Annotated in this window: 20 protein-coding genes and 5 tRNA genes; 16 read left to right on the forward strand and 9 right to left on the reverse strand. The window is 40.9% G+C overall.

Going from position 1 to position 22,596, the window contains the following annotated elements; genetic code table 11:
* Positions 1 to 9: 9 nt before the first annotated feature.
* A complete protein-coding gene (locus BW139_RS07095) occupies positions 10 to 744 on the reverse strand; it encodes a UDP-2,3-diacylglucosamine diphosphatase (RefSeq protein ID WP_076919204.1) in 735 nt (244 codons plus the stop codon).
* A 67-nt stretch (positions 745 to 811) separates the two neighbouring features.
* Positions 812 to 1,303 carry a peptidylprolyl isomerase gene (locus BW139_RS07100; protein WP_008111051.1) on the reverse strand — a complete coding sequence of 164 codons (492 nt, stop codon included), beginning with the start codon at positions 1,301 to 1,303 and terminating at the stop codon, positions 812 to 814.
* Between the two features lie 154 nt (positions 1,304 to 1,457).
* Between BW139_RS07100 and cysS the strand changes: the two genes are divergently transcribed.
* Both cysS and BW139_RS07110 read left to right on the forward strand, forming a co-directional pair.
* Positions 1,458 to 2,837 (forward strand): cysteine--tRNA ligase, encoded by a 1,380-nt coding sequence (gene cysS / locus BW139_RS07105; RefSeq protein ID WP_076919205.1) that lies wholly within the window; start codon positions 1,458 to 1,460, stop codon positions 2,835 to 2,837.
* A gap of 188 nt (positions 2,838 to 3,025) precedes the next feature.
* Positions 3,026 to 3,922 (forward strand): EamA family transporter, encoded by an 897-nt coding sequence (locus BW139_RS07110; RefSeq protein WP_054202399.1) that lies wholly within the window; start codon positions 3,026 to 3,028, stop codon positions 3,920 to 3,922.
* A 31-nt stretch (positions 3,923 to 3,953) separates the two neighbouring features.
* On the opposite strand, the gene folD is transcribed toward BW139_RS07110, so the two are convergent.
* A complete protein-coding gene (gene folD, locus BW139_RS07115) occupies positions 3,954 to 4,808 on the reverse strand; it encodes a bifunctional methylenetetrahydrofolate dehydrogenase/methenyltetrahydrofolate cyclohydrolase FolD (RefSeq protein WP_076919206.1) in 855 nt (284 codons plus the stop codon).
* Between the two features lie 348 nt (positions 4,809 to 5,156).
* Between folD and BW139_RS07120 the strand changes: the two genes are divergently transcribed.
* From BW139_RS07120 to BW139_RS07170, 11 genes are all read left to right on the forward strand, one after another.
* A tRNA-Pro gene (locus BW139_RS07120) sits at positions 5,157 to 5,233 on the forward strand.
* Positions 5,234 to 5,288: 55 nt separating this feature from the next.
* Positions 5,289 to 5,365: transfer RNA gene (locus BW139_RS07125), tRNA-Arg, on the forward strand.
* 24 nt (positions 5,366 to 5,389) lie between these two features.
* A tRNA-His gene (locus BW139_RS07130) sits at positions 5,390 to 5,465 on the forward strand.
* Between the two features lie 18 nt (positions 5,466 to 5,483).
* Positions 5,484 to 5,560: transfer RNA gene (locus BW139_RS07135), tRNA-Pro, on the forward strand.
* Between the two features lie 56 nt (positions 5,561 to 5,616).
* Positions 5,617 to 5,693: transfer RNA gene (locus BW139_RS07140), tRNA-Pro, on the forward strand.
* A gap of 352 nt (positions 5,694 to 6,045) precedes the next feature.
* Complete coding sequence (gene tig, locus BW139_RS07145; RefSeq protein ID WP_010388062.1) at positions 6,046 to 7,350, forward strand: trigger factor; 1,305 nt, start codon at positions 6,046 to 6,048, stop codon at positions 7,348 to 7,350.
* A 159-nt stretch (positions 7,351 to 7,509) separates the two neighbouring features.
* A complete protein-coding gene (gene clpP, locus BW139_RS07150) occupies positions 7,510 to 8,127 on the forward strand; it encodes an ATP-dependent Clp endopeptidase proteolytic subunit ClpP (RefSeq protein ID WP_008111041.1) in 618 nt (205 codons plus the stop codon).
* Between the two features lie 135 nt (positions 8,128 to 8,262).
* On the forward strand, positions 8,263 to 9,546 hold the full coding sequence (clpX, locus tag BW139_RS07155) for an ATP-dependent protease ATP-binding subunit ClpX (protein ID WP_008111039.1): 1,284 nt from the start codon (positions 8,263 to 8,265) through the stop codon (positions 9,544 to 9,546).
* Between the two features lie 149 nt (positions 9,547 to 9,695).
* Positions 9,696 to 12,056, forward strand: coding sequence for an endopeptidase La (gene lon, locus BW139_RS07160; RefSeq protein ID WP_008467545.1), 2,361 nt, complete (start codon positions 9,696 to 9,698; stop codon positions 12,054 to 12,056).
* A gap of 183 nt (positions 12,057 to 12,239) precedes the next feature.
* Positions 12,240 to 12,539 carry an HU family DNA-binding protein gene (locus tag BW139_RS07165; protein ID WP_256872136.1) on the forward strand — a complete coding sequence of 100 codons (300 nt, stop codon included), beginning with the start codon at positions 12,240 to 12,242 and terminating at the stop codon, positions 12,537 to 12,539.
* Between the two features lie 173 nt (positions 12,540 to 12,712).
* Positions 12,713 to 14,614 (forward strand): SurA N-terminal domain-containing protein, encoded by a 1,902-nt coding sequence (locus tag BW139_RS07170; RefSeq protein ID WP_076919207.1) that lies wholly within the window; start codon positions 12,713 to 12,715, stop codon positions 14,612 to 14,614.
* A gap of 55 nt (positions 14,615 to 14,669) precedes the next feature.
* Here BW139_RS07170 and BW139_RS07175 read toward each other — a convergent pair whose 3' ends face one another.
* The 6 genes from BW139_RS07175 to pspF are packed head-to-tail and all read right to left on the reverse strand — an operon-like array spanning position 14,670 to position 21,021.
* Entirely contained in the window at positions 14,670 to 15,431 is a 762-nt protein-coding gene (locus BW139_RS07175; RefSeq protein WP_076919208.1) for an ATP-binding cassette domain-containing protein, read from the reverse strand.
* Positions 15,431 to 16,423 (reverse strand): oligopeptide/dipeptide ABC transporter ATP-binding protein, encoded by a 993-nt coding sequence (locus tag BW139_RS07180; RefSeq protein ID WP_010388077.1) that lies wholly within the window; start codon positions 16,421 to 16,423, stop codon positions 15,431 to 15,433. Before BW139_RS07180 ends, BW139_RS07175 begins: the two co-directional genes overlap by 1 nt.
* Entirely contained in the window at positions 16,424 to 17,317 is an 894-nt protein-coding gene (locus BW139_RS07185) for an ABC transporter permease subunit (protein ID WP_010388079.1), read from the reverse strand. It abuts the gene before it with no gap.
* Positions 17,304 to 18,338: an ABC transporter permease subunit gene (locus tag BW139_RS07190; protein WP_076919209.1), complete on the reverse strand. Its 1,035-nt coding sequence runs from the start codon at positions 18,336 to 18,338 to the stop codon at positions 17,304 to 17,306. The genes BW139_RS07185 and BW139_RS07190 overlap by 14 nt, the downstream gene beginning before the upstream one ends.
* On the reverse strand, positions 18,338 to 19,945 hold the full coding sequence (locus BW139_RS07195; protein ID WP_076919210.1) for an ABC transporter substrate-binding protein: 1,608 nt from the start codon (positions 19,943 to 19,945) through the stop codon (positions 18,338 to 18,340). Before BW139_RS07195 ends, BW139_RS07190 begins: the two co-directional genes overlap by 1 nt.
* 14 nt (positions 19,946 to 19,959) lie before the next feature.
* Positions 19,960 to 21,021, reverse strand: coding sequence for a phage shock protein operon transcriptional activator (gene pspF, locus BW139_RS07200; RefSeq protein ID WP_076919211.1), 1,062 nt, complete (start codon positions 21,019 to 21,021; stop codon positions 19,960 to 19,962).
* A gap of 186 nt (positions 21,022 to 21,207) precedes the next feature.
* On the opposite strand from pspF, the gene pspA reads away from it, so the two are divergent.
* From pspA to pspC, 3 genes are all read left to right on the forward strand, one after another.
* Complete coding sequence (pspA, locus tag BW139_RS07205; RefSeq protein WP_076919212.1) at positions 21,208 to 21,867, forward strand: phage shock protein PspA; 660 nt, start codon at positions 21,208 to 21,210, stop codon at positions 21,865 to 21,867.
* A gap of 63 nt (positions 21,868 to 21,930) precedes the next feature.
* The gene (pspB, locus tag BW139_RS07210; protein WP_076919213.1) at positions 21,931 to 22,164 is read left to right on the forward strand and encodes an envelope stress response membrane protein PspB; all 234 of its coding nucleotides are present in this window, start codon (positions 21,931 to 21,933) and stop codon (positions 22,162 to 22,164) included.
* On the forward strand, positions 22,161 to 22,562 hold the full coding sequence (gene pspC / locus BW139_RS07215) for an envelope stress response membrane protein PspC (protein ID WP_076919214.1): 402 nt from the start codon (positions 22,161 to 22,163) through the stop codon (positions 22,560 to 22,562). The genes pspB and pspC overlap by 4 nt, the downstream gene beginning before the upstream one ends.
* Positions 22,563 to 22,596: the final 34 nt, after the last annotated feature.

The following is a 22,596-nucleotide window of genomic DNA, read 5'->3' on the forward strand; positions in this document are numbered from 1 at the left end:
CTAGGAACGTTATAAAGGCGTTGAAATTAATTGTTGTGACTCGGGAGTAACCACTAAATACGAACCTTGAGTATACCAATCGCCCAATACTGTGCGAGTAAGCGTTTGGTTATTAACTTCATAGGTATGTACATTAGGGCGGTGAGTATGGCCGTGGATCATATTAGCCACGTTATGTTTGGTGAAGGTTTCGAGTACTGCGCTTTGCACTACATCAAGTATTTCTATAGGTTTGTCTGCTTGACTAAGTTTACTTTTTTCACGTGCATCACGGGCTATTTTTTTTCGATACCACAATGGCATAGCAAGCATAAGTTTAGGCCACCACCAACCACGACTTTTTTTACGAAACTTTTGATATTCAATATCCTGAGTACACATTTCATCACCATGTAAAATTACAGTGGGTGTGCCGTAAAGGTCGATCACTGTTTGCTCATCGAGTAGAGTCATTCCTGCCATATTGGCGTATTTTTCACGCATGATAAAATCGCGATTACCGTGTACAAAGTAAATGGGTACACCCGAGTTACTAACTGCTTTTAATTGTTTTGCCACTGCTGCTGAGAGTTCGCTAACATAATCGTCACCAACCCACACTTCAAAAAAATCACCTAAAATATATAGGGCGTCTACTTTTTGAGGAACAATATGGGAGTGTAAAAATTTAAAAAATGCCGCTGTAATATCAGGGCGATTTTCACTCAAATGTAAATCGGCAATAAAGTAGGTTTGGCGAGTCATGGTGATTCCAGTTAAATAAAAGCGGGTGAATACCCGCTTTATGCATTCTTTGAAGAATAAAGGGGTTTTAGCTTACAGTTACACTTTCAATTACCACATCTTCAAGTGGTACATCTTGGTGGAAACCATTGCTACCTGTAGCAACACCTTTGATTTTATTTACTACGTCCATGCCTTCTACTACTTCAGCAAACACACAGTAACCCCAACCTTGCGACGTTTCGCTGCTGTGGTTTAAAAAGTCGTTGTTATTCACGTTAATGAAAAATTGCGCTGTAGCTGAGTGTGGATCAGGCGTACGCGCCATTGCTAAAGTACCTACTTTGTTAGATAGGCCGTTGTTAGCTTCATTTTCAATTGGGTCGTTTACTTCTTTTTGTTCCATGCCCGATGCAAAACCACCGCCTTGAACCATAAAACCATCAATTACACGGTGAAAAATAGTGCCGTTATAAAAACCTGAGTTTGCATACTCTAAAAAGTTTTTTACTGTATTTGGAGCTTCGCTTTCGTGCATTTTAATGGTGATATCACCAAAGTTTGTGTGTAGAACAACCATGAGGTTTCCTATAGCTGGTTTAAATATTGGTGCTATTTTATCGTAGTTGACTCAGATTAACAAAGTAGATGTTATGTTTGTTATAAACCGCTAGAGCCCATGCTTAGCAAGTGGTAACATAGCTTTTCTGTTAATCGTGAAGGAAAGCAACTAAATGGTACAAATATACAACACACTGACACGCCAAAAAGAACAATTTAAACCTATGGTCGATGGAAAAATCGACATGTATGTGTGTGGTATCACCATTTATGATTACTGTCACATTGGCCATGCACGCACATTTGTGGGTTTTGATGTGATTGTTCGCTATCTTCGTCATTTAGGTTACGACTTAAAGTACGTACGTAATATTACCGATGTTGATGATAAAATTATCAAGCGCGCAAATGAAAACGGTGAGGCGATTAACGACTTAACCGTGCGTATGACTAAAGCCATGCATGAAGACTTTGACAGTTTAAATATGCTACGTCCTGATGTAGAGCCAACGGTTACAGGTCACATGGATGAAATTATTGCTATGGTTGAGCGTTTGATTGCCAAAGGCCATGCTTATGTTGCAGCCGATGGCGACGTTTTATTTGATGTATCAACCTTTGAGCAATACGGAGCACTTTCGCAGCAAGATTTAACTATGCTGCAATCGGGCTCACGTGTGGAAGTAGCACAAGATAAAGACGATCCTCTTGATTTTGTTTTATGGAAAAAAGCTAAAGCAGGGGAGCCATCGTGGTCATCACCTTGGGGAGAGGGGCGCCCTGGGTGGCACATAGAATGTTCAGCAATGAGTTCAAAGCACCTAGGTGAGCACTTTGATATTCATGGTGGTGGTTCAGATTTACAGTTCCCACATCACGAAAACGAAATTGCGCAATCATGCTGTGCTAACAACGGCCAATACGTTAATACTTGGATCCACACCGGTATGGTTCAAGTGAACAAAGAAAAGATGTCTAAATCATTAGATAACTTTTTTACCGTTCGTGAAGTATTAAAGCAATACGATGCTGAGTCGGTTCGCTACTTTTTAATTTCTGGCCATTACCGCAGTCAACTTAATTACTCGCAAGAAAACTTAGACCAAGCACGTTCATCACTTGAGCGTATTTACACGGCATTACGTGGTGTTGAGCCAGTTGAATGTGAGCTTGAGGGTAATGAGTATGTATCTAAGTTTAGAAAAGCTATGAATGATGACTTTAATTCGCCAGAAGCATTACCGATTGTATTTGAAGTTGCTAAAGAGCTAAACCGAGTAAAAGAAAGTGATAGCGAAAAAGCAGGACATTTAGCCTTTGTTCTACGCAGCTTAGGTGAAATACTTGGTATTGCTCAGCAAGCACCAGAGGCATTTTTACAAGGCGGTCAAAACGACGATGAAGTGGCTGAAATTGAGGCACTGATAGTCAAACGTAATGACGCACGTGCCAGTAAAAATTGGGCTGCAGCAGATGAAGCTCGCGATGCTTTAAATGCACTGGGTGTAATACTTGAAGATTCAGCGGGAAAAACAACGTGGCGTAAAGCATAGGGTTTGTCGACCTTGGCAGATTTAGCCATAACGCGCTGATCACAAAAAAAGGGTTACCATAGGGTAACCCTTTTTTGGTTATATCAATTGCATTAAATTGATTATGTTTTTAATAAAATTGACGCTGTTGACCTCAATCATAGTTGAGGTTTTAAACTCGCATTCATCAATTTAAAAATGGAAAATTAATGAATATTTTACTTGCCATGATCCCTGCTTTTTTATGGGGCACGACTTATGCAGTCACTAAGTACGCAACCCCAGAGTGGCCACCAATCTTATTAGGTGCCATACGCGCACTTCCTGCCGGTTTATTGTTGTTGCTGTTTAAACCTTCTTGGCCAACGGCTAAACAATGGCCAGGCATTTTTCTGATCGGCGCAATTAATATTGCGTTATTTTTTAGCTTTATTTTTGTAATGGCAATTAACCTACCAGCAGCTATCGCAGGCGTGGGAATGGTATCTGTCCCTGTGGTTGCATTATTATATGCATGGCTTGTAAAGCGACAACAGCCAGCGCTGGTGCAAGGTTTTTGTGCGCTTGCTTTGGTGGTTTTAGCATGGCGCTTATTTGATCCACAACATGTAGCACTTAATGTTTTGGGGGTTTTGGCGTTGATAGGGGCGTTATTAACTATTGTGATAGGCAGTACGCTGGTAAAAAAAGTAACGGCTAAAGTACACTGGTGGACGGTACTCACGTGGCAGCTAATCATTGGTGGCAGTTTGCTAGCAATTGCGGCTATGGTTCAAGCTTTTTATTTTGCCCCTCAGCAGTATCAATTTTTAACTGCATCAATAAATACCACGCAATGGCTGGCGTTATTTTGGCTAGTGGTCCCTAATACTGCTTTGGCTTACATCCTATATGTATGGTTATTAGGGCGAATGTCAGTAGTTGAATTTACTTTTGGCACTATAGCCAACCCAATTGCCGGTATTTTATGTGCAGGAATATTAATTAACGAGCAGTATGCAAGTTGGCAATATGCAATTATGTTATTGATGATTGTGTTTTCGGTTTTGCCACAAGGCTTGGACTTAATAAAACGAAGAATGATGATACAAAAAGCCCGCAATTAAGCGGGCTTTGCATTACTTTATTTTTTATTGATTAGCTGTGATATTTCTCACACGCTTCTAACGTATTTTCAATTAAGCTGGCAACTGTCATTGGGCCTACACCGCCTGGTACAGGGGTAATAAAGTCAGCTTTTTGTTCTGCAACGGCGTATTCAACGTCACCCACTAACTTACCGTTGTCTAAACGGTTAATACCCACATCAATAACAATCGCGCCTTCTTTTATCCAATCACCCGGAATAAACTCTGGCTTGCCTACAGCAACAACCAGTAAGTCAGCACGGCGAACATGGGTTTCTAAATCTTGTGTGAACTTATGACAAACAGTAGTCGTACAGCCAGCTAACAATAATTCAAGTGACATAGGACGACCTACAATGTTAGAGGCGCCCACAACCACTGCGTGCATACCTTTGTAACGCACACCCGTTGAATCTAATAAGGTGATAATACCCTTTGGCGTACATGGGCGAAGGGCAGGCATTCGCTGCGCCAAACGACCAATGTTATAAGGATGAAAGCCATCAACATCTTTATGCGGAGTAATACGCTCAAGAATTTTTTCTGCATCTAGGCCTGAAGGTAAAGGAAGTTGTACTAAAATACCGTCAACTTCGCCATCAACATTCAATTCATCAATTAATGCTAATAGCGCTTGCTCTGTTGTGTCTGCGGGTAAATCAAATGATTTAGAAATAAAACCCACTTCTTCACAGGCTTTACGCTTTGAACCAACGTAAACTTGGCTTGCTGGGTCTTGTCCAACAAGCACCACAGCTAATCCTGGGGCTCTAAGGTTTTGTGCAACACGTTCTGAAACTCGTTCAGCCACTGCGCTACGTACTTGTTTTGCTACTGCTTTACCATCAATGATGTTTGCCGTCATGGGTGACCTTTAATTAGGTTAATTAACTTGATACCGATACATTTAAAAAACGAATGCATATATAGGGGTTAAAATGCCGATAAAGAAAAAGACCTTCACCTTACTCATTTTTTAATATGGCGACTATTTTCGCAGAAAAGCGGTTGAGCGCCAAGTTGCTTTTAAATTATAACCCCCCGAATTATAAAAAAGAGTTTAAATTTTATCCCTGTATCGTAATATTTGACCATTATGAACTAAAAATGAGCAATTGATTTGTTTTCTTAAAAAAACGTTTGACCTAACCCGGTCAAATCACTATTATGCACCCCGTTGTCAACGAGGTCACTCGCAGACAATAGTAAGTATCGGCGATTAGCGCAGTTTGGTAGCGCACTTGGTTTGGGTCCAAGGGGTCGCAGGTTCAAATCCTGCATCGCCGACCATTTTTATGTTTACTCATAACAATTTAACTTACTAGTGAACTATGAAGTTTTCGATGCGCCCATAGCTCAGCTGGATAGAGCAACGCCCTTCTAAGGCGTCGGTCGAAGGTTCGAATCCTTCTGGGTGCGCCATTTTGAAAACACTGTAATGCCGTGGTGATTGTAGCTCAGTTGGTAGAGCCCCGGATTGTGATTCCGGTTGTCGTGGGTTCGAGCCCCATCAGTCACCCCAATTTACAAAAAAGAATATCGGCGATTAGCGCAGTTTGGTAGCGCACTTGGTTTGGGTCCAAGGGGTCGCAGGTTCAAATCCTGCATCGCCGACCACTTTCTTATAAGTGGTCTTAAATCCTAAGTTTAAGTATTCGAGAAAATATCTATATCGGCGATTAGCGCAGTTTGGTAGCGCACTTGGTTTGGGTCCAAGGGGTCGCAGGTTCAAATCCTGCATCGCCGACCATTTCCCCTTTAGCTCCATATTCTAAATCTCTATTTTATTTAAAATAACTCTATTTTTTGCTCCTATTCATTCTATACAGTTTAATTAGCCTGTTTTTTATTCGCTTAGTCGTTATCTGCCTTTAACTACCCCAAATAATTGCCCCCCACACTCGACTATCATGAATATTAGGTTATAATGCCGCGTCTATTTGTTTAAAAATATAGTGCCCTTAGGGCAGAGCAGCAATGGTATCTCCTGGTAGCGACGGATTTTTTTAAGCTCTAAGGCTTGAATTTTATCAAGACGCCTATAGATTACTTTGTTTGTAATGAAGGCGAAAAGTCGCCAAAATTGAATATTGAGGTAAATCATGCAAGTTTCTGTTGAGACGACTCAAGGCCTTGAGCGCCGTCTGACCATCACCGTTCCTGCAGAGAACGTTGAGACCGAAGTAAAAAAACGCTTACAACAACTGTCAAAAACGCAGCGTATCGACGGTTTCCGTGCTGGTAAAGTTCCAGTATCAGTAATCAACAAGCGTTTCGGACCAGCTGTTCGTCAAGAAGTTGCTGGCGAAGTAATGCAACGTAATTACATTGAAGCAATTGTTGCTGAAAAAATTAACCCTGCTGGCGCACCTACATTTGCTCCAAAAGCACTTGAAGCAGGTAAAGATTTAGAGTTCTCAGCAACATTTGAAGTTTACCCTGAAGTTGAAGTTCAAGGTTTAGATAAAATTGCTGTTGAAAAACCAGCGGTAGAAGTAACTGACGAAGATTTAGCAAACATGCTAGAGACACTTCGTAAGCAACACGCTTCTTGGGCTGACGTTGATGCAGCTGCTGGCGCAAACGACCGTGTAACGGTTGATTTCGTTGGTACTATCGACGGTGAAGAATTCGAAGGCGGCAAAGCTGAAGATTTCCCATTAGAACTTGGCCAAGGTCGTATGATCCCTGGTTTTGAAGACAACATCGTAGGCAAAAAAGCAGGCGAAGAAGTTGTTGCTGACGTAAACTTCCCTGAAGATTACCACGCTGAAAACTTAAAAGGTAAAGCGGCTCAATTCACTATCACAGTGAAAAAAGTTGAAGCGCAAGAATTACCTGAATTAAGCGATGAGTTTGCAACTAAATTCGGTGTTGCCGAAGGCGGCGTAGACGCGCTTAAAGAAGAAGTTAAAAAGAACATGACACGTGAGCTAGATCAAGCGGTTAAAGCTAACGTAAAAGACCAAGCAATCAAAGGTCTTTTAGAGCAAAACGAAGTTGAAGTGCCTAAAGCATTAATCGACCAAGAAGTTGACGCTTTACGTGAGCAAGCTGCTCAACGTTTTGGTGGTAACGGTCAAAATATGCCTGAGCTTCCAGCTGAATTGTTCCATGAGCAAGCAGTTACACGAGTTAAAACTGGCCTATTATTAGGCGAAGTGATCAAAGCAAACGACATCAAAGTTGATGACGCTAAAGTTGAAGCACTTATCGCTACTGTAGCATCTGCATACGAAGATCCAACTGAAGTAGTAGAATACTACAAAGCAAATGATCAACTAATGCAACAAATGCGTAATGTAGCAATGGAAGAGCAAGCTGTTGAAGCTATTTTAGCTAAAGCAACTGTGACTGATGTTGAAAAAGCATTTGATGACATCATGAATCCACAGCAAGGTGCATAATAAGTCATTGACTTAAGCGCTCGCTAACGATTAAATGGCTCGTGTTACTCTGTTTATGCAGTGTGCCCGGGCCATTTTAGTTTGTGGTTCTTAATTAGCTAAAAATGATCATTATGCTTTTCTTAGAATAAGTATAAGCGCATAAGGAATTAAATAAGTATGAACACTGGTATGACAGATCCCCTAAACGCATTAGTACCAATGGTTGTTGAGCAAACAGCTAAAGGCGAGCGCTCGTTTGATATTTATTCGAGACTATTAAAAGAGCGTATTATCTTTTTAACGGGCCAAGTTGAAGACAACATGGCAAATCTGATTTTAGCGCAAATGCTTTTCTTAGAATCAGAGAACCCAGATAAAGATATCTTCTTATATATCAATTCACCGGGTGGCTCGGTCACTGCGGGAATGGCTATTTACGATACAATGAATTTCATTAAACCTGATGTAAGTACTATTTGTGTGGGCCAAGCGGCTAGCATGGGTGCGTTTTTACTATCTGGTGGTGCTAAGGGTAAACGTTTTTGTTTACCTAATTCACGTGTAATGATTCACCAACCATTAGGTGGATTCCAAGGTCAAGCATCTGATTTTGAAATACACGCGAAAGAAATCTTGTCTATTAAAGATAAATTAAATCGCTTAATGGCTGAGCATACTGGCCAACCGCTTGATGTTGTTTCACGTGATACAGACCGTGATAACTTTATGAGTGCAAGCCAAGCTGTAGATTACGGTATTGTTGACTCAGTATTTACTAATCGCGGTAGCAAGTAAGTATGCCTGCAAGCAAGCAGTAATGCTTGCTAATGAGAGTTACTATGCGAAAAAGCCTAAATTTTGGTATAGTTAAAGCGTATTAAAATAGCCACCAAGATTTTGGTGGCCAACGTAATAAAATGAGGTAGCTGAATGTCTGACACTCCTACAGACGGCGACAAAAGTAATAAATTGTTATACTGCTCTTTTTGTGGCAAAAGCCAGCATGAAGTTCGAAAATTAATTGCAGGACCTTCAGTATACGTTTGTGATGAATGTGTAGAGCTGTGTAATGATATTATCAGGGAAGAAATTAAAGACATCGCGCCTAAGCATGATGCCGCTGACAAATTACCTGTGCCAAAAGAAATTCGTAACCACTTAGACGACTACGTAATTGGCCAAGACCATGCGAAAAAAGTGTTGTCTGTAGCGGTTTACAATCACTACAAGCGTTTACGCAACCAATCAACTAAACAAGACGTTGAATTAGGTAAAAGTAATATTTTATTAATTGGCCCAACGGGGAGTGGTAAAACACTGCTAGCTGAAACGTTAGCACGTTTACTAGATGTGCCGTTTACTATGGCCGATGCCACCACGTTAACCGAAGCCGGTTATGTGGGTGAAGATGTTGAAAACATTATTCAAAAGCTTTTACAAAAATGTGACTACGACGTAGAAAAAGCACAACGTGGTATTGTTTACATTGATGAAATAGACAAAATTTCACGTAAATCAGATAATCCATCAATCACCCGTGATGTATCAGGTGAAGGTGTACAACAAGCCTTACTGAAATTGATTGAAGGTACCGTTGCTTCTGTTCCGCCACAAGGTGGACGTAAACATCCACAGCAAGAGTTCCTGCAAGTAGACACTTCTAAAATTCTGTTTATTTGTGGTGGTGCATTTGCTGGTCTTGATAAAGTTATTGAACAGCGTAGCCACAAAAATACTGGCATTGGTTTTGGCGTTAACGTTAAAGAGTCGGCAGCGAGCCGCTCTTTAAGTGAAACATTTAAAGATGTTGAGCCAGAAGATTTAGTAAAATATGGTTTAATTCCAGAGTTTATTGGCCGTTTACCTGTTGTTGCTACATTGACTGAACTTGATGAAGCTGCACTGGTACAAATTTTAAGTGAGCCTAAAAACGCTATTACTAAGCAATTTTCAGTATTGTTTGGGATGGAAGACGTTGAGCTTGAATTTCGTGATGATGCACTACGTGCTATTGCTCACAAAGCAATGGAACGTAAAACCGGTGCACGTGGCCTGCGTTCAATCGTAGAAGGTGTATTGCTTGATACTATGTATGAGCTGCCTTCAATTGATAACGTAAGTAAAGTGGTTGTTGATGAAACCGTTATTAAAGGTGAGTCTGATCCAATCTTGATTTATGACAGCAGTAATCAAGAACAAGCCGCAGCAGATTAAATTCTGAGCAAGTTGTAAAAAAAAGGAGCCAATGGCTCCTTTTTTTATAATTAATTTAATCGAGTTGGCAAAAATTGTTGAACTTTAATTAGGTTATCCCCATATACTTGAGTAATCTTTAAATAAATGAAGTGCAAAGAGAAAATACAATGACGCTTGAGAGAAACGATCGAGTCGAAATCCCTGTGCTAGCACTGCGCGATGTAGTGGTGTATCCACACATGGTGATCCCGCTTTTTGTAGGCCGTGAAAAATCAATAAAATGCCTTGAAGCGGCAATGGATAAAGACAAACAAATTTTCTTAGTTGCACAAAAAGATGCAACTGTAGACGAGCCTGAGAAAGACGATATTTATCGTGTAGGGACAATTGCGACTGTACTTCAATTATTAAAGCTACCCGATGGTACAGTAAAAGTATTAGTTGAAGGCACGCAGCGTGCGAATATCGAAGAGTTTGTTGATAACGAAGACTTCTTTGTTGCCAATGCTCAGTTTATTGAATCTGATTCAGTGAATGAACAAGAGCAAGATATTTTTATTCGCAGTGCATTAAGCCAGTTTGAAGGCTACGTAAAATTAAATAAAAAAATCCCACCTGAAGTGATGACTTCGGTCTCTGGTATTGATGAGCCAGCGCGTCTTGCTGATACCATGGCTGCGCACATGCCATTAAAAGTGCCTGAAAAACAAAAAGTACTTGAAATATCAAGTGTTACGGAGCGCTTAGAGTACTTAATGGCGTTGATGGAAGGTGAAATAGACCTATTGCAAGTTGAGAAAAAAATTCGTACCCGCGTTAAAAAGCAGATGGAAAAATCGCAGCGTGAGTATTACCTCAATGAGCAAATGAAAGCGATTCAAAAAGAGCTTGGCGAAATTGACGATGTACCAGATGAATTCGAAGCGCTAAAAAAACGCATCGAAGAGTCAGGTATGCCTAACGAAGCGAAAGAAAAAGCCACGGCAGAGTTTAACAAACTTAAAATGATGTCGCCGATGTCGGCAGAAGCTAGTGTTGTTCGCTCATACATAGATACGTTAATTAACGTACCGTGGAAAAAACGCTCTAAAGTGAAAAAAGATTTAGCAGGCGCGCAAAAAATACTAGATAGCGATCACTACGGACTTGATAAAGTCAAAGAACGCATTATTGAGTACCTCGCGGTACAGCAGCGTACCAATAAACTTAAAGGGCCTATTTTGTGTTTAGTTGGGCCGCCAGGGGTAGGTAAAACCTCTCTTGGGCAATCTATTGCGCGTTCAACTGGCCGTAAGTACATTCGTATGGCACTGGGTGGTGTACGTGATGAAGCTGAGATACGTGGTCACCGTCGTACTTATATTGGCTCTATGCCTGGTAAATTGATTCAAAACATGACTAAAGTGGGCGTTAAAAACCCGTTATTCTTGTTAGATGAAATTGATAAAATGTCAGCGGATATGCGTGGCGACCCTGCATCAGCATTATTAGAAGTACTCGATCCTGAGCAAAACAGCCATTTTGCTGATCATTACTTAGAAGTCGATTACGACTTATCTGATGTCATGTTTGTGGCTACCTCTAATAGCTTTAATATTCCTGGGCCTTTATTAGATCGTATGGAAGTTATTCGTTTAGCCGGTTATACCGAAGACGAAAAATTAAATATAGCTAAAGAACATTTAATTCCAAAGCAAGTTAAGCGTAATGGCTTAAAAGAGAAAGAAGTTGAAATTGCCGACAGTGCCATTATCGGTATTATCCGTTATTACACCCGTGAAGCGGGCGTACGTAACTTAGAGCGTGAAGTGTCTAAATTATGCCGTAAAGCGGTTAAAAATATTTTAATGGAAAAAGACACCAAAACGGTCACTATCGATGCAGATAATCTTGAAGAATACTTAGGTGTGCAGCGTTTTGATTACGGTAAAGCAGAAGATGGCGACCGTATTGGCCAAGTAACTGGTCTAGCATGGACAGAAGTAGGCGGTGACTTACTGACTATTGAATGTGCTGCGGTACCGGGTAAAGGCAAACTGACTTACACCGGCTCGTTAGGCGATGTAATGCAAGAGTCGATTCAAGCGGCAATGACTGTCGTACGCAATCGTGCTGATGAGCTACGCATCAATAGCGACTTTTATGAAAAACGTGACATTCACGTGCATGTACCGGAGGGCGCAACCCCTAAAGATGGTCCAAGTGCGGGTATTGCAATGGTTACGTGTTTGGTTTCAAGTTTAACGGGTAATCCTGTGCGCTCTGATGTGGCCATGACAGGTGAGATAACCTTACGTGGTGAAGTACTGCCTATTGGTGGTTTAAAAGAGAAATTATTAGCGGCTCACCGTGGTGGTATTAAAACGGTGGTGATCCCTAAAATTAACGAACGTGACTTAAAAGAGATACCTGATAACGTATTGGCGGGTCTTGAGATTCACCCAGTTACGTGGATTGACGAAGTATTAAAGCTTGCTTTAGTGCATCCAGTTGATAGTTTTTCAGTCGAAACACCAAAAAAGCAGTAAAAAAGCCAAAAAAAGTGCTTTTAGGGGCTTTTCAAATCTAAACGGTATGATAAGTTAAGCACTGGTTTTCAAGCCTAGCCCTTGCAGGGCCTAGGCTTAAGAAAAATATAATCATATGAGCTTTAAAAAAATTGCTCAAAAATTTCAAAACAGTGATGTTAGTTTAAAAAACAATCGCTCTTGATAACAACAATGAAAGAGGATGATATTGTGAATAAATCTCAATTAATCGATCAAATCGCAGCTGATGCTGACATTTCTAAAGCGGCTGCAGGTCGTGCACTAGATTCATTCATCGAATCTGTATCTGGCGCGCTAAAAGATGGCGACTCAGTTGCACTTGTTGGTTTTGGTACTTTCTCTGTACGTGAGCGTGCTGCTCGTGCAGGTCGTAACCCACAAACTGGTGAAACGATTCAAATTGCTGCAGCTAACATCCCAGCTTTCAAAGCCGGTAAAGCGCTTAAAGACGCAGTAAACTAATCATTGTGTAAACAATTTAGTTATGGCGAGTAAAGATACGCTTAATTATTGCAATCGATAAATTAAGTTACTTCACCGCCAGTTACTTCAAGTGAAAAAGCGTATCTGGTAAGATACGCTTTTTTTACATATGACAAGGTAGAAAATACCTTGCTCAGAAAAGAGATAAACAAATGCTTGAGAAAATCAGAGAAGGTTCGCAAGGGCCGGTAGCCAAAGTCATTTTAGGCGCGGTGATTTTATCTTTTGCCTTAGCTGGGATCGGTAGTTACTTAGGTCAAACCACAGAACAACCCGTTGCTGAAGTAAATGGAATTAAAATTAGCCAAACAGAATTTAGCCGTGCGTTTCAAAATGAACGTAGCCGCTTAGAACAACAATTTGGTGAGTACTTTACCCAAATAGCAGCTGATCCAACTTACATGGCTCAAATCCGTCAAGGTGTGATTGACCGTTTAGTACAACAAGAATTACAAAGTCAGTTAGCTGCCGAGCTTGGTTTGCGCGTAAGTGATGAAAGCGTTCGTAAAACAATTTTAGAGCTACCTTATTTTAAAATTGGCGACAAGTTTAATAACGACCGTTATTTACAAGTTATTCGTCAAATGAATTTTCAACCTGACGCATTTCGTGAATACCTGCGTGATGATATGACGCGTAGCCAGTTAGTATCTGCCGTTGCGGGTACTGATTTTGCGCTGCCAAATGAGCTTAAATCAGCCATTGCGTTGCAACAGCAAACACGAAGCATTGATTATTTAGTCATTGATAAACAAGCAATGCAAGCTGATGTAGAAGTTACAGAGCAAGAAGTTGCGGATTACTATGAATTAAACGCAGGTCAATTTTTATCACCTGAATTAATTTCAGTTAATTACATCGAACTAAATGCAGATGATATTGATGTTGCATCGGTAAGCGAAGACGATGTAAAAGCATATTATGAGCAGAGTAAAGCGCAATATGTTGAACCAGAAAAGCGTCGTGTGTCGCATATTCTAATCGACAATAGCGAAGATGATGATGCGGCTAAAGCGAAAGCTGAGTCGTTACTTGCCCAGCTTAACGCTGGTGCTGATTTTGCTGAGCTAGCAGAGACATCGTCAGATGACATTGTTAGTGCAGAAATGGGTGGCGATTTAGAGTGGATTGAACGTGATGTTATGGAACCAGCATTTGAAGATGCAGCTTTTGCATTGCAAAACAAAGGTGATTACTCTGACGTTGTTGCCTCTGAGTTTGGTTATCACATTATCAAGCTGACCGATCTGCAAACTCAACAAGTTAAACCGTTCGATGAGGTTAAAGCTGACTTACGGGCTGAACTTGAGCAAGCTGAAAAAGTAGATGCGTTTTACGAGAAGCAAACAGAAATGGGGGCATTAGCCTTTGAAATTTCTGATCGCTTAGACGACGCTGCTGAAGTGGCGGGTGTTGAAGTACAGTCTACCTCTTTGCTTGCGCTTAGCGCACTTCCTGAGCCGCTTAATAACCCTGCGGTTGTGACTGCGTTATCATCAATTGAACTACTAGAAGATAAAGTCAATTCAGAAGTAATTGAGCTTGGTAATGAGCACGTGATTGTGGTGCGTGTAAATGAGCACCAACCTGCGGCAACGAAAGCATTAAGCGAGGTAAGTGAGCAAATTAAAACACGCTTAATGAATGAAAAGGCATCAGACCTTGCAAAAGAAAAAGCACGCACCTTATTTGCACAAGTTAAAGAGGGCAAGAGCTTAAACGAGGTGGCTGCTGAGCAATCACTAAACGTTCGTCAAGAGTCGCAACTAACTCGTGAAAGCTTTGCAGTTTCGCCAGCTATTGTTACCCAAGTATTCAAAATGGCACATCCTAGTGATGTGGCTGTGTACGATGTGGTTAACTTAAATAATGGTGATGCAGCAATTGTTGCGCTTAAAGCGGTAAATGATGCACCAGTGAGTGACAACATTGAGCCACAAATGAAGCAAAACATTACTATGGCGCAAGCGCAGAAAAACTATACGGTATTCATTGAATCGCTTAAGCAACAAGCAGAGCTTAATGTACCAAAAGCAGCCCAACCGGCTGAATAAGTAATAGCTAAATTAAAAAAGGCGCCAATTGGCGCCTTTTTTGTTTGTTTAGACATTAACAACTCAATAAGCGCTGAGTAACCTTTGATTGCGGGTTTTGAAAAATAGTTTCTGTAGCGCCGTATTCAACAATTTCACCCTTATTGAGTACCACTAGCTGGTCGCTAATATGGCGCACTAAACTTAAATGATGGGTGATCAAAATATAGGTTAACCCAGTTTCAAGCTGTAGTTTAAGTAATAGGTTTACTATTTGCGCTCTTACAGAAGGGTCAAGCGATGAAAGTGCCTCATCGAGTACAACAACCTTAGGATCTAATATAAGCGCGCGAGCGAGCGCTACACGCTGTAATTGCCCCACACTAAACATATGCGGATAGTATTGCTGATGATCGACCAGTAGACCCACTTTAAGCAGCGTACTACCAATTTTTTCACTACGTTGAGTTTTATCAAAATCAGTATTGAATTTTAGGCAATCATCGAGCATTTCAGCAATGGTCACTGCTGGGTTTAATGAGGTAGCGGAGTCTTGAAAAATCATTCGGATATAACGACACTGGGCATCACGATTACCATTGTTTTCTATGGTGTTATTCTCTAATAATATCTGCCCGCTATCGGCACTGTATGCACCCACTAATAATTTAGCCAGGGTACTTTTTCCTGAGCCTGTCTCACCAATAATGGCAATTGTTTCACCTTTACCAATACTAAATGAGATATTTTTTAAAACATCAAACTTTTTACGGCTAAACAGACCCGCTCGCATGTTAAAGGTTTTTGATAAGGCTTGAACTTTTAACAGTGGCTGCATTATTTTATTTCCTTGATCAGCGGGAAGTGACAGGCGTAGCTATGACCATGATGCTTTGAAAGTTTAGGCGCAACCACACATTCTTTTTGTGCTTGTGGGCAACGTGGACCGAGTCGGCAACCAATCGGTAAATGTTGCAATGTTGGAATAGTGCCTTTTAGTGCATAAAAGGGCTCTTTATGCGCTAAACCATGCTCATAATCGGGCAGGCTTTTTAGTAAAGCCTGCGTATACGGATGACGAGGTTGGCTAAAAATACGGTGTGTTGGACCTGCTTCAACCATTTGACCGCAGTACAACACATGAATACCATGCGACCAATTAACAATTTCTTCCAGCTCATGAGAGATCATCAAAATAGACATGTTCTTTAGCTGATTTAAACTTTTTAATAATCTAAACACCTGTGCTCGGGTGGTGCTTTCTAGTGCGGTTGTTGGCTCATCTGCAATTAACAACTTAGGTGTGCGGGCAATCGCCATGGCTATCATGACCTTTTGGCATACGCCCTCAGAGAGCTCATGCGGGTAACTATCAAGCACCGCTTCATGATTTTTAATACCTACTTTATGTATTAAGGCTTTAACGCGGTCTTTACGCTCTCGGTTGCGTTTTAAGAAAAATCCTTTAGCAGCCACTTCAGGCAGTGTTTCAGCGATTTGGTTAAATATTTTAGCAGTAGGATCTAGACAGCGACTGGGATCTTGGTAAATCATCGCAATGTCTTGGCTAACCGTTTTACGGCGTTGCTCTGGTGTTAAGCGCATTAAGTCAACACCACGCCAATGCATTCTATCTGCGGTTATCACCCAACGCTCATTAAGCACGCCGACGATGGCTTTTGCAATTAAGCTTTTGCCAGAGCCTGATTCGCCCACTAAAGCGTGTACTTCACCTTCTTTTAAACTAAAGCTTACGCGGTCAACAGCGCGAATGGCGGTTTCGGAAGTTTGAAGTTCAATGGTTAAATTTCGAATATCTAGTAACTGCATCTAATCGGCCTTACGCGCTTGTAAAACTTTGCGAAGTCCATCGCCCACTAAGTTTGTTGAAAGAACCGCTAAAAATAGCAGTACACCCGGAAGTGCTACTGTCCAAGGTGCTAAATATATAAGTCCTAAGTTCTCTGCTAAAATTGCGCCCCATTCAGTAGTCGGCGGCTGTGCACCCAGTTTTAAAAACCCTAACGCCGCAATATCTAAAATAGCAGTAGAAAGCGCCATCGTAAAAATAACTACAATATATTCATACACATTAGGAAAAATCCCGCGTGATAAAATATGCCATTTAGAGGCGCCATCTAAGCGGTAGGCTGTAACATAATCTTTGCCAAGTTCGTCAACTATTAGGTTTCTAATTGAATGAATAAACTGGGGTAATAAGGCCAAAATAATTGCCCATACGGTATTCATTAATCCAGGGCCGAGTATGGCAATAATAATGATGGCCAGTAACAATGAGGGAATTGACAGTGTTACATCCAGTAAGTGGTTCAAAAAACTAGAACGTATGCCTTTACTGATCCCTGCAAAGGTACCTACCAATACACCAATAACAGTGGTGATCAGTGCAGCCACAACCGATAACCCGAACGTATATGTGGCGCCATTCATTAAACGAGACAGCACATCTCGGCCTAAATCATCGGTGCCAAGTATAAACCGCACATCGCCCATTTCATTCCATGACGGGGGTAGTAGCAGTGCATCACTGTGCTGTTGATTTACCCCATAAGGCGCAAGAAAAGGCGCTGTAGCCGCTAACAGGCTAAAGGCAATAAACACCCATAAACCAACCAGTGCAGGGTGGTTATTTTTAAACTTTCGCCAGAGTCTCGCTAATGGCGATTTATTTGAATCTTCTGAAAATAAGTTAAACTTTGCCATGCGCTTGGTTCCGAGACAGAGGATCGAGTAGGGTGTAGGTCAGTTCGGCCATAATTGTGGCAATAATAATAAATAAAGAGACGGCCATTAACCCACCTTGTATGGCGGGATAATCACGTTGATAAATACTGTCTATTAACCAGCGACCGATCCCAGGCCATGAAAAAATAACCTCGGTGATCATCGCTAGGGTGATCAAGGTACTAAACTGCAAACCTATTTGTTTTATAACCGGTAGTAAGGCATTTCTTAGGGCGTGATGAATAATAAGCTGCCCACGAGTAAGCCCTTTGGCACGAGCTGTTTTAATGAAGTTTTGATCCATTACTTTTAACATTGATTCGCGGGTAAAGCGCACCAATACCGTGGTTGGGTACATAGCAAGTACAATAGTGGGCAAGGTAAGGTGGTGCAGCGCATCTAACATGGCCATACCATTATAAGGAAAATCAGCCAGTAAAATATCCAGCAAAATAAATCCTGTGCTCGCGGGTATCTCATACAATAAGCTCACTCGCCCCGACATAGGAAACCAGCCAAGTTTGAGCGAAAATACCATTATTAGTAACAATGCCAGCCAAAAAATCGGCATAGAATAGCCAATCATTGCTGTAGAGCTAATAAATTTATCAGGCCATTGCTTGTGATAAGCCGATGCTAAAATTCCCACTGGCACACCCACCACTACTGAAATAACTAACGCATAGATACTTAGCTCTAACGTCGCAGGAATTAAATCAACCACATGGGCAAACACACTGCTGCCCGAGGCGAATGACATTCCCCAATCCCCTTGTAAAATTCGTCCTACAAAGGCGATGTACTGCATAAAGTAATTACTGTTAAACAAATACTTTTCTTCTAGCTGCGCATTTTGGGTAAAATTAGTGTCTGGTATGCCGCTTAAGTTACTGAGCGGATCGCCAGGAAATAAATAACTCAACGAAAAGGTAAAAATGCTGAGTAGCAACACCATAAAAAACAACAGACCGAGGCGGCGTAAAATATAATCTAAGATCATTATCTTTTCCTCGCGTTAGCCAACGAAATAGCACCGAATGGCCCTAAGGTGATGCCTTCAACATCTGCGCTACTTGCTTGAAAACGCATACCATGGGCAATTGGCAGTAAAGGCAATTGTTTGATGATCATGCTTTGTGCAGCGTCATAGTATTGTTTACGTAAATTTAAATCTGTGGTGTCTAACGCTTTGGTTAGCAATAAATCAAATTCAGGATTACACCAGTTTGCTGGGTTTTTGCCACTGAATGTTGCAGTACAACTTAACAATGGGCTAAAAAAGTTATCGGGATCAGGCGTATCAGCTGCCCAGCCTAATAATACGCTGTCGTGGCGATGCTCACCAATACGTTGAATGAAGGTGTTCCACTCGTATTCCACTATATTAACGTTAACGCCAATTTTGCGTAAATCACTTTGCATTAGCTCAGCCATTTTGCGGGCATTGGGGTTATAAATTCGGCTTACCGGCATTGCCCAAATACTCATATCAAAGCCTTTTGGAAAGCCTGCTTCCGTCAATAGTTTTTTTGCTAACTGTGGGTCAAAGCTTGGCATATTTTTCTGCGGCTCAAACGCCCAAGAAGTTGGCGGAAGAATAGACTGTGCACGCAAGCCATTACCGTAATACACCGCCTGCATTATCTTATCTATATCAATGGCATAAACTAAAGCTTGGCGTACTTTTAGGTTATCAAATGGTGGACGCTCGGTATTAAACGCCCAATAGCCAATATTTAAGTTAGTTTCTCTTTCAACGTTAATATCATCACGTTGCGCTAAGATACTCAATTGGGCACTACTCGGGTGTGCGGTTACATCACATTCTTTGGTCAATATTTTAGCGATACGAGTGGTGCCATTCGGGGTAATGTCGTACACCAATTGCTCAAGGGCAACCTCATGTTTCCAATAATCAGCGTTTTTATAAAAGCGCACTAAATGATCGCGTCGGTACTCTTTATAAATATAGGGGCCTGTGCCAATCGGGTATTGATCAAATAGGTTTTCTTGATTATTAGCTTTGAGTGCCATGGCATATTCTTTAGAGAGCACCACAGCAAAATCGGTCGCCATATTGGCTAAAAAGCTGCTTTCGGCGTTAAATAACTCAAACCGGACTTGGTGATCAGAGACTCTAACAATTTTACGAATTAGCTGGTCAATCCCCACACTTTGAAAGTAAGGGTAATTAGCATCGCCAACAAAGTGATAAGGATTATAAACGTCAAATAATCGGCTAAAAGTAAAAATGACGTCATCGGCATTAAATTCACGGCTGGGAGTAAAATACGAGGTGGTATGGAACTTCACTCCTTTGCGCAAAGTAAAGGTAACCGATTTACCGTCTTTACTGATTTTCCAATCAGTGGCAAGTTCACTCTTAAATTCGGCGGTCACGGGGTCAATACTAATCAACCGGTCGTATAACTGGTTAGCAATAATATCGATAGTTGATCCTGTGGTTGTGACTTGTGGATTGAACGACACAGGGTTAGCCTCGGCGCAATAAACAAGACCTTGGTTTTTTTCTTCTAAGATTTCTTCTTTACTATCAATGCAACCTACTAAGCTCAATGATATTAAAGCAAGTAATAATTTATGCACCCGCACAACCTCTACTATTCTAGCAAATTGTATTTTTTCAAATAACCACGTAGTTGATGATACGTTAAACCAAGTACTTCTGCAGTCTTCTTTTGATTAAATTGGCTATGTTCTAATGCTTTTTTTATTAATGTAATTTCAAATTCATTAGAGAGGGTTTTTAAGTCACATGGAAACTCAGGTTCTTTGCTGCTCGCGTTCAATGCAACAGGCGTTTCTGTGGGCTGAGTATGAGCCGGTTCAGATTGTATTATAGTAGGCGCTTGTGCATGTTTTATGCGGGCTTTAGGCCTGAAACGACTTTCGAATGGGTCTAAAATAATTTTATGTACAGGAATATGTTCATTACCGTGGCGATAGAGACTTCGCTCCACCACATTTTTAAGTTCACGGACATTACCCGGCCAGTCATAACTGAGTAAACTTTCTTGTGCACTGCGGGTAAAACCACTAAATAGCTCCCACTCAAGATCACGTGCCATATTCATCGCAAACTGTTCAGCCAGCAACATAATGTCATCTTGACGTTCACGCAGTGGTGGTAGGGTGATCACATCAAACGCGAGTCTGTCGAGTAAATCACTTCTAAATTCACCTTGCTGCGCTAAATGAGGTAAATCTTCATTGGTTGCACAGACTAAGCGAGTATCTACTTTAACGGTTTGCTTGCCGCCAACACGCTCAAACTCACCATACTCAATCACTCTTAACAGCTTTTCTTGTACCATGGCTGAGGTATTTGCTAACTCATCTAAAAATAAGGTGCCGCTATTGGCACGTTCAAAGCGGCCTTCATGGCGTTTACTTGCGCCTGTAAAAGCACCACTTTCATGACCAAATAATTCACTCTCGAGTAGGTTTTCGTTCAATGCCGCACAATTGAGCTTGACGTAACTTTGATCCCAGCGCTTGGATAAAAAGTGTAAACGTGCTGCAATAAGCTCTTTACCTGTGCCGCGCTCACCAATAATGAGTACGGGTTTATCTAGGTTAGCTAGTTGTGAAACCTGATCAAGCACTGATAAAAAACTGTCTGATTGGCCAAGTAAATTGTCCTGTTGGCGATATTGACTCATATTTCCTAACTCTTAGTCATTTTTACTAACAGTTAGTGTATTTCATTATGAGGGATAACAAAAGTAATTTGTAATTTGCATTTAACATATTGAAACTAAATGGTATTTTAAAATTATAAAAGTTGGCAAGCATATTGATACTAATAAAAGCAGACACATTTAGATTAAATAATAGAGGTATATGTTATGGGAATTTTTTCACGTTTTGCAGACATTGTTAATTCTAATATCAATGCCATTTTAGATAAAGCAGAAGATCCTGAAAAAATGGTTCGTCTTATTATCCAAGAGATGGAAGATACACTTGTAGAGGTTCGCTCTACTTCAGCAAAAACCCTTGCTGAGAAAAAAGAATTAGTACGTCGCGTAGATACACTAAAAGCCCAAGTAAACGATTGGCAAGACAAAGCCGAATTGGCACTGAGCAAAGATCGTGATGATTTAGCACGCTCAGCTTTACTTGAAAAGCAAAAATCAGCTGATGCAGTCGCTGCAGTAGAAAGTGAACTTGATCATGTAGAATCTCATATCGAGAAACTACAGCAAGAAGTGACTACGCTACAAGAGAAACTAGCGGATGCTAAAGCACGTCAAAAAGCGATTATTTTACGTCAACGCTCGGCTGAGTCGCGCCTTGAGGTAAAAAAAGCACTTGATAGTTCTAAGGTAGATGATGCACTTAATCGCTTTGAACGTTACGAAACCAAAATTGATGGGCTAGAATCTCAAATAGAGTCTTACGATTTAGGTAAACAAACGTTAGCGGATGAGATTGCTGATTTACAAAAGAACGAAAAGATTGACGACGAGTTAGCTGAACTTAAAAAGAAACTCGCAAATAAATAAATATAAAACAGGGGCCTTGTGCCCCTGACATCAACATCGAATACGGATTGTCAGGAGAGGATTATGTTTGATCCAGAGATACTAGTTGCACCCTTTATCTTGTTTATGATTTTTGTTGCGCCACTGTGGTTAATTTTACACTACCGAAGCAAAAAGCAGGTAAGCCAAGGGTTAAGTGAACATGAGCATCACCAGTTATTGGAACTTGCTCAAAAAGCTGAAAAAATGACTGATAGAATCGAGACATTAGAAGCGTTACTTGATCAAGAGTCACCGCAGTGGAGACAAAAGATATGAACACTAAACGCGAATTATTAAGAGACCCACAACGTGGTAAAATTGCCGGTGTTTGTGCGGGATTAAGTGACTACTTTAATATGGAGTTATGGTTAGTTCGCATTATTTTTGTTAGTGCTGTACTACTAACCGGTGGCCCATTATTTGTGGTAGCGTATATTGCAGCGTGGTTTATTTTAGATAAAAAACAACCCAGTGCTGTAAATAAAACAAAATCACCGTATGGCGGTGATCCGCTAGAAGTAAAATTTAAAGTATGGCAAAAAGGCGAGCCACCACGTCGCGCGCTTCAAGATTTAAAAGAGCGATTAACCCGTGTAGATAGTCGCCTTCAAAACATGGAACGCTACGTTACTTCAAGCGAGTTTACGGTCAGCCGTGAAATTAATAAACTTTAAGGGATTGATAAGCACCTTGTTTGCAACGTGATTA

Origin of the sequence: Pseudoalteromonas sp. SK18 (genome assembly GCF_001974855.1) — a bacterium.
Lineage (GTDB): Bacteria > Pseudomonadota > Gammaproteobacteria > Enterobacterales > Alteromonadaceae > Pseudoalteromonas.

What these genes read in the sequence shown, in the direction of transcription:
- BW139_RS07095 (WP_076919204.1), bottom strand. Translation starts at nt 744, where the DNA reads ATGACTCGCCAAACCTACTTTATTGCCGATTTACATTTGAGTGAAAAT.
- BW139_RS07100 (WP_008111051.1), bottom strand. Translation starts at nt 1,303, where the DNA reads ATGGTTGTTCTACACACAAACTTTGGTGATATCACCATTAAAATGCAC.
- cysS (WP_076919205.1), top strand. Translation starts at nt 1,458, where the DNA reads ATGGTACAAATATACAACACACTGACACGCCAAAAAGAACAATTTAAA.
- BW139_RS07110 (WP_054202399.1), top strand. Translation starts at nt 3,026, where the DNA reads ATGAATATTTTACTTGCCATGATCCCTGCTTTTTTATGGGGCACGACT.
- folD (WP_076919206.1), bottom strand. Translation starts at nt 4,808, where the DNA reads ATGACGGCAAACATCATTGATGGTAAAGCAGTAGCAAAACAAGTACGT.
- tig (WP_010388062.1), top strand. Translation starts at nt 6,046, where the DNA reads ATGCAAGTTTCTGTTGAGACGACTCAAGGCCTTGAGCGCCGTCTGACC.
- clpP (WP_008111041.1), top strand. Translation starts at nt 7,510, where the DNA reads ATGAACACTGGTATGACAGATCCCCTAAACGCATTAGTACCAATGGTT.
- clpX (WP_008111039.1), top strand. Translation starts at nt 8,263, where the DNA reads ATGTCTGACACTCCTACAGACGGCGACAAAAGTAATAAATTGTTATAC.
- lon (WP_008467545.1), top strand. Translation starts at nt 9,696, where the DNA reads ATGACGCTTGAGAGAAACGATCGAGTCGAAATCCCTGTGCTAGCACTG.
- BW139_RS07170 (WP_076919207.1), top strand. Translation starts at nt 12,713, where the DNA reads ATGCTTGAGAAAATCAGAGAAGGTTCGCAAGGGCCGGTAGCCAAAGTC.
- BW139_RS07175 (WP_076919208.1), bottom strand. Translation starts at nt 15,431, where the DNA reads ATGCAGCCACTGTTAAAAGTTCAAGCCTTATCAAAAACCTTTAACATG.
- BW139_RS07180 (WP_010388077.1), bottom strand. Translation starts at nt 16,423, where the DNA reads ATGCAGTTACTAGATATTCGAAATTTAACCATTGAACTTCAAACTTCC.
- BW139_RS07185 (WP_010388079.1), bottom strand. Translation starts at nt 17,317, where the DNA reads ATGGCAAAGTTTAACTTATTTTCAGAAGATTCAAATAAATCGCCATTA.
- BW139_RS07190 (WP_076919209.1), bottom strand. Translation starts at nt 18,338, where the DNA reads ATGATCTTAGATTATATTTTACGCCGCCTCGGTCTGTTGTTTTTTATG.
- pspF (WP_076919211.1), bottom strand. Translation starts at nt 21,021, where the DNA reads ATGAGTCAATATCGCCAACAGGACAATTTACTTGGCCAATCAGACAGT.
- pspA (WP_076919212.1), top strand. Translation starts at nt 21,208, where the DNA reads ATGGGAATTTTTTCACGTTTTGCAGACATTGTTAATTCTAATATCAAT.
- pspB (WP_076919213.1), top strand. Translation starts at nt 21,931, where the DNA reads ATGTTTGATCCAGAGATACTAGTTGCACCCTTTATCTTGTTTATGATT.
- pspC (WP_076919214.1), top strand. Translation starts at nt 22,161, where the DNA reads ATGAACACTAAACGCGAATTATTAAGAGACCCACAACGTGGTAAAATT.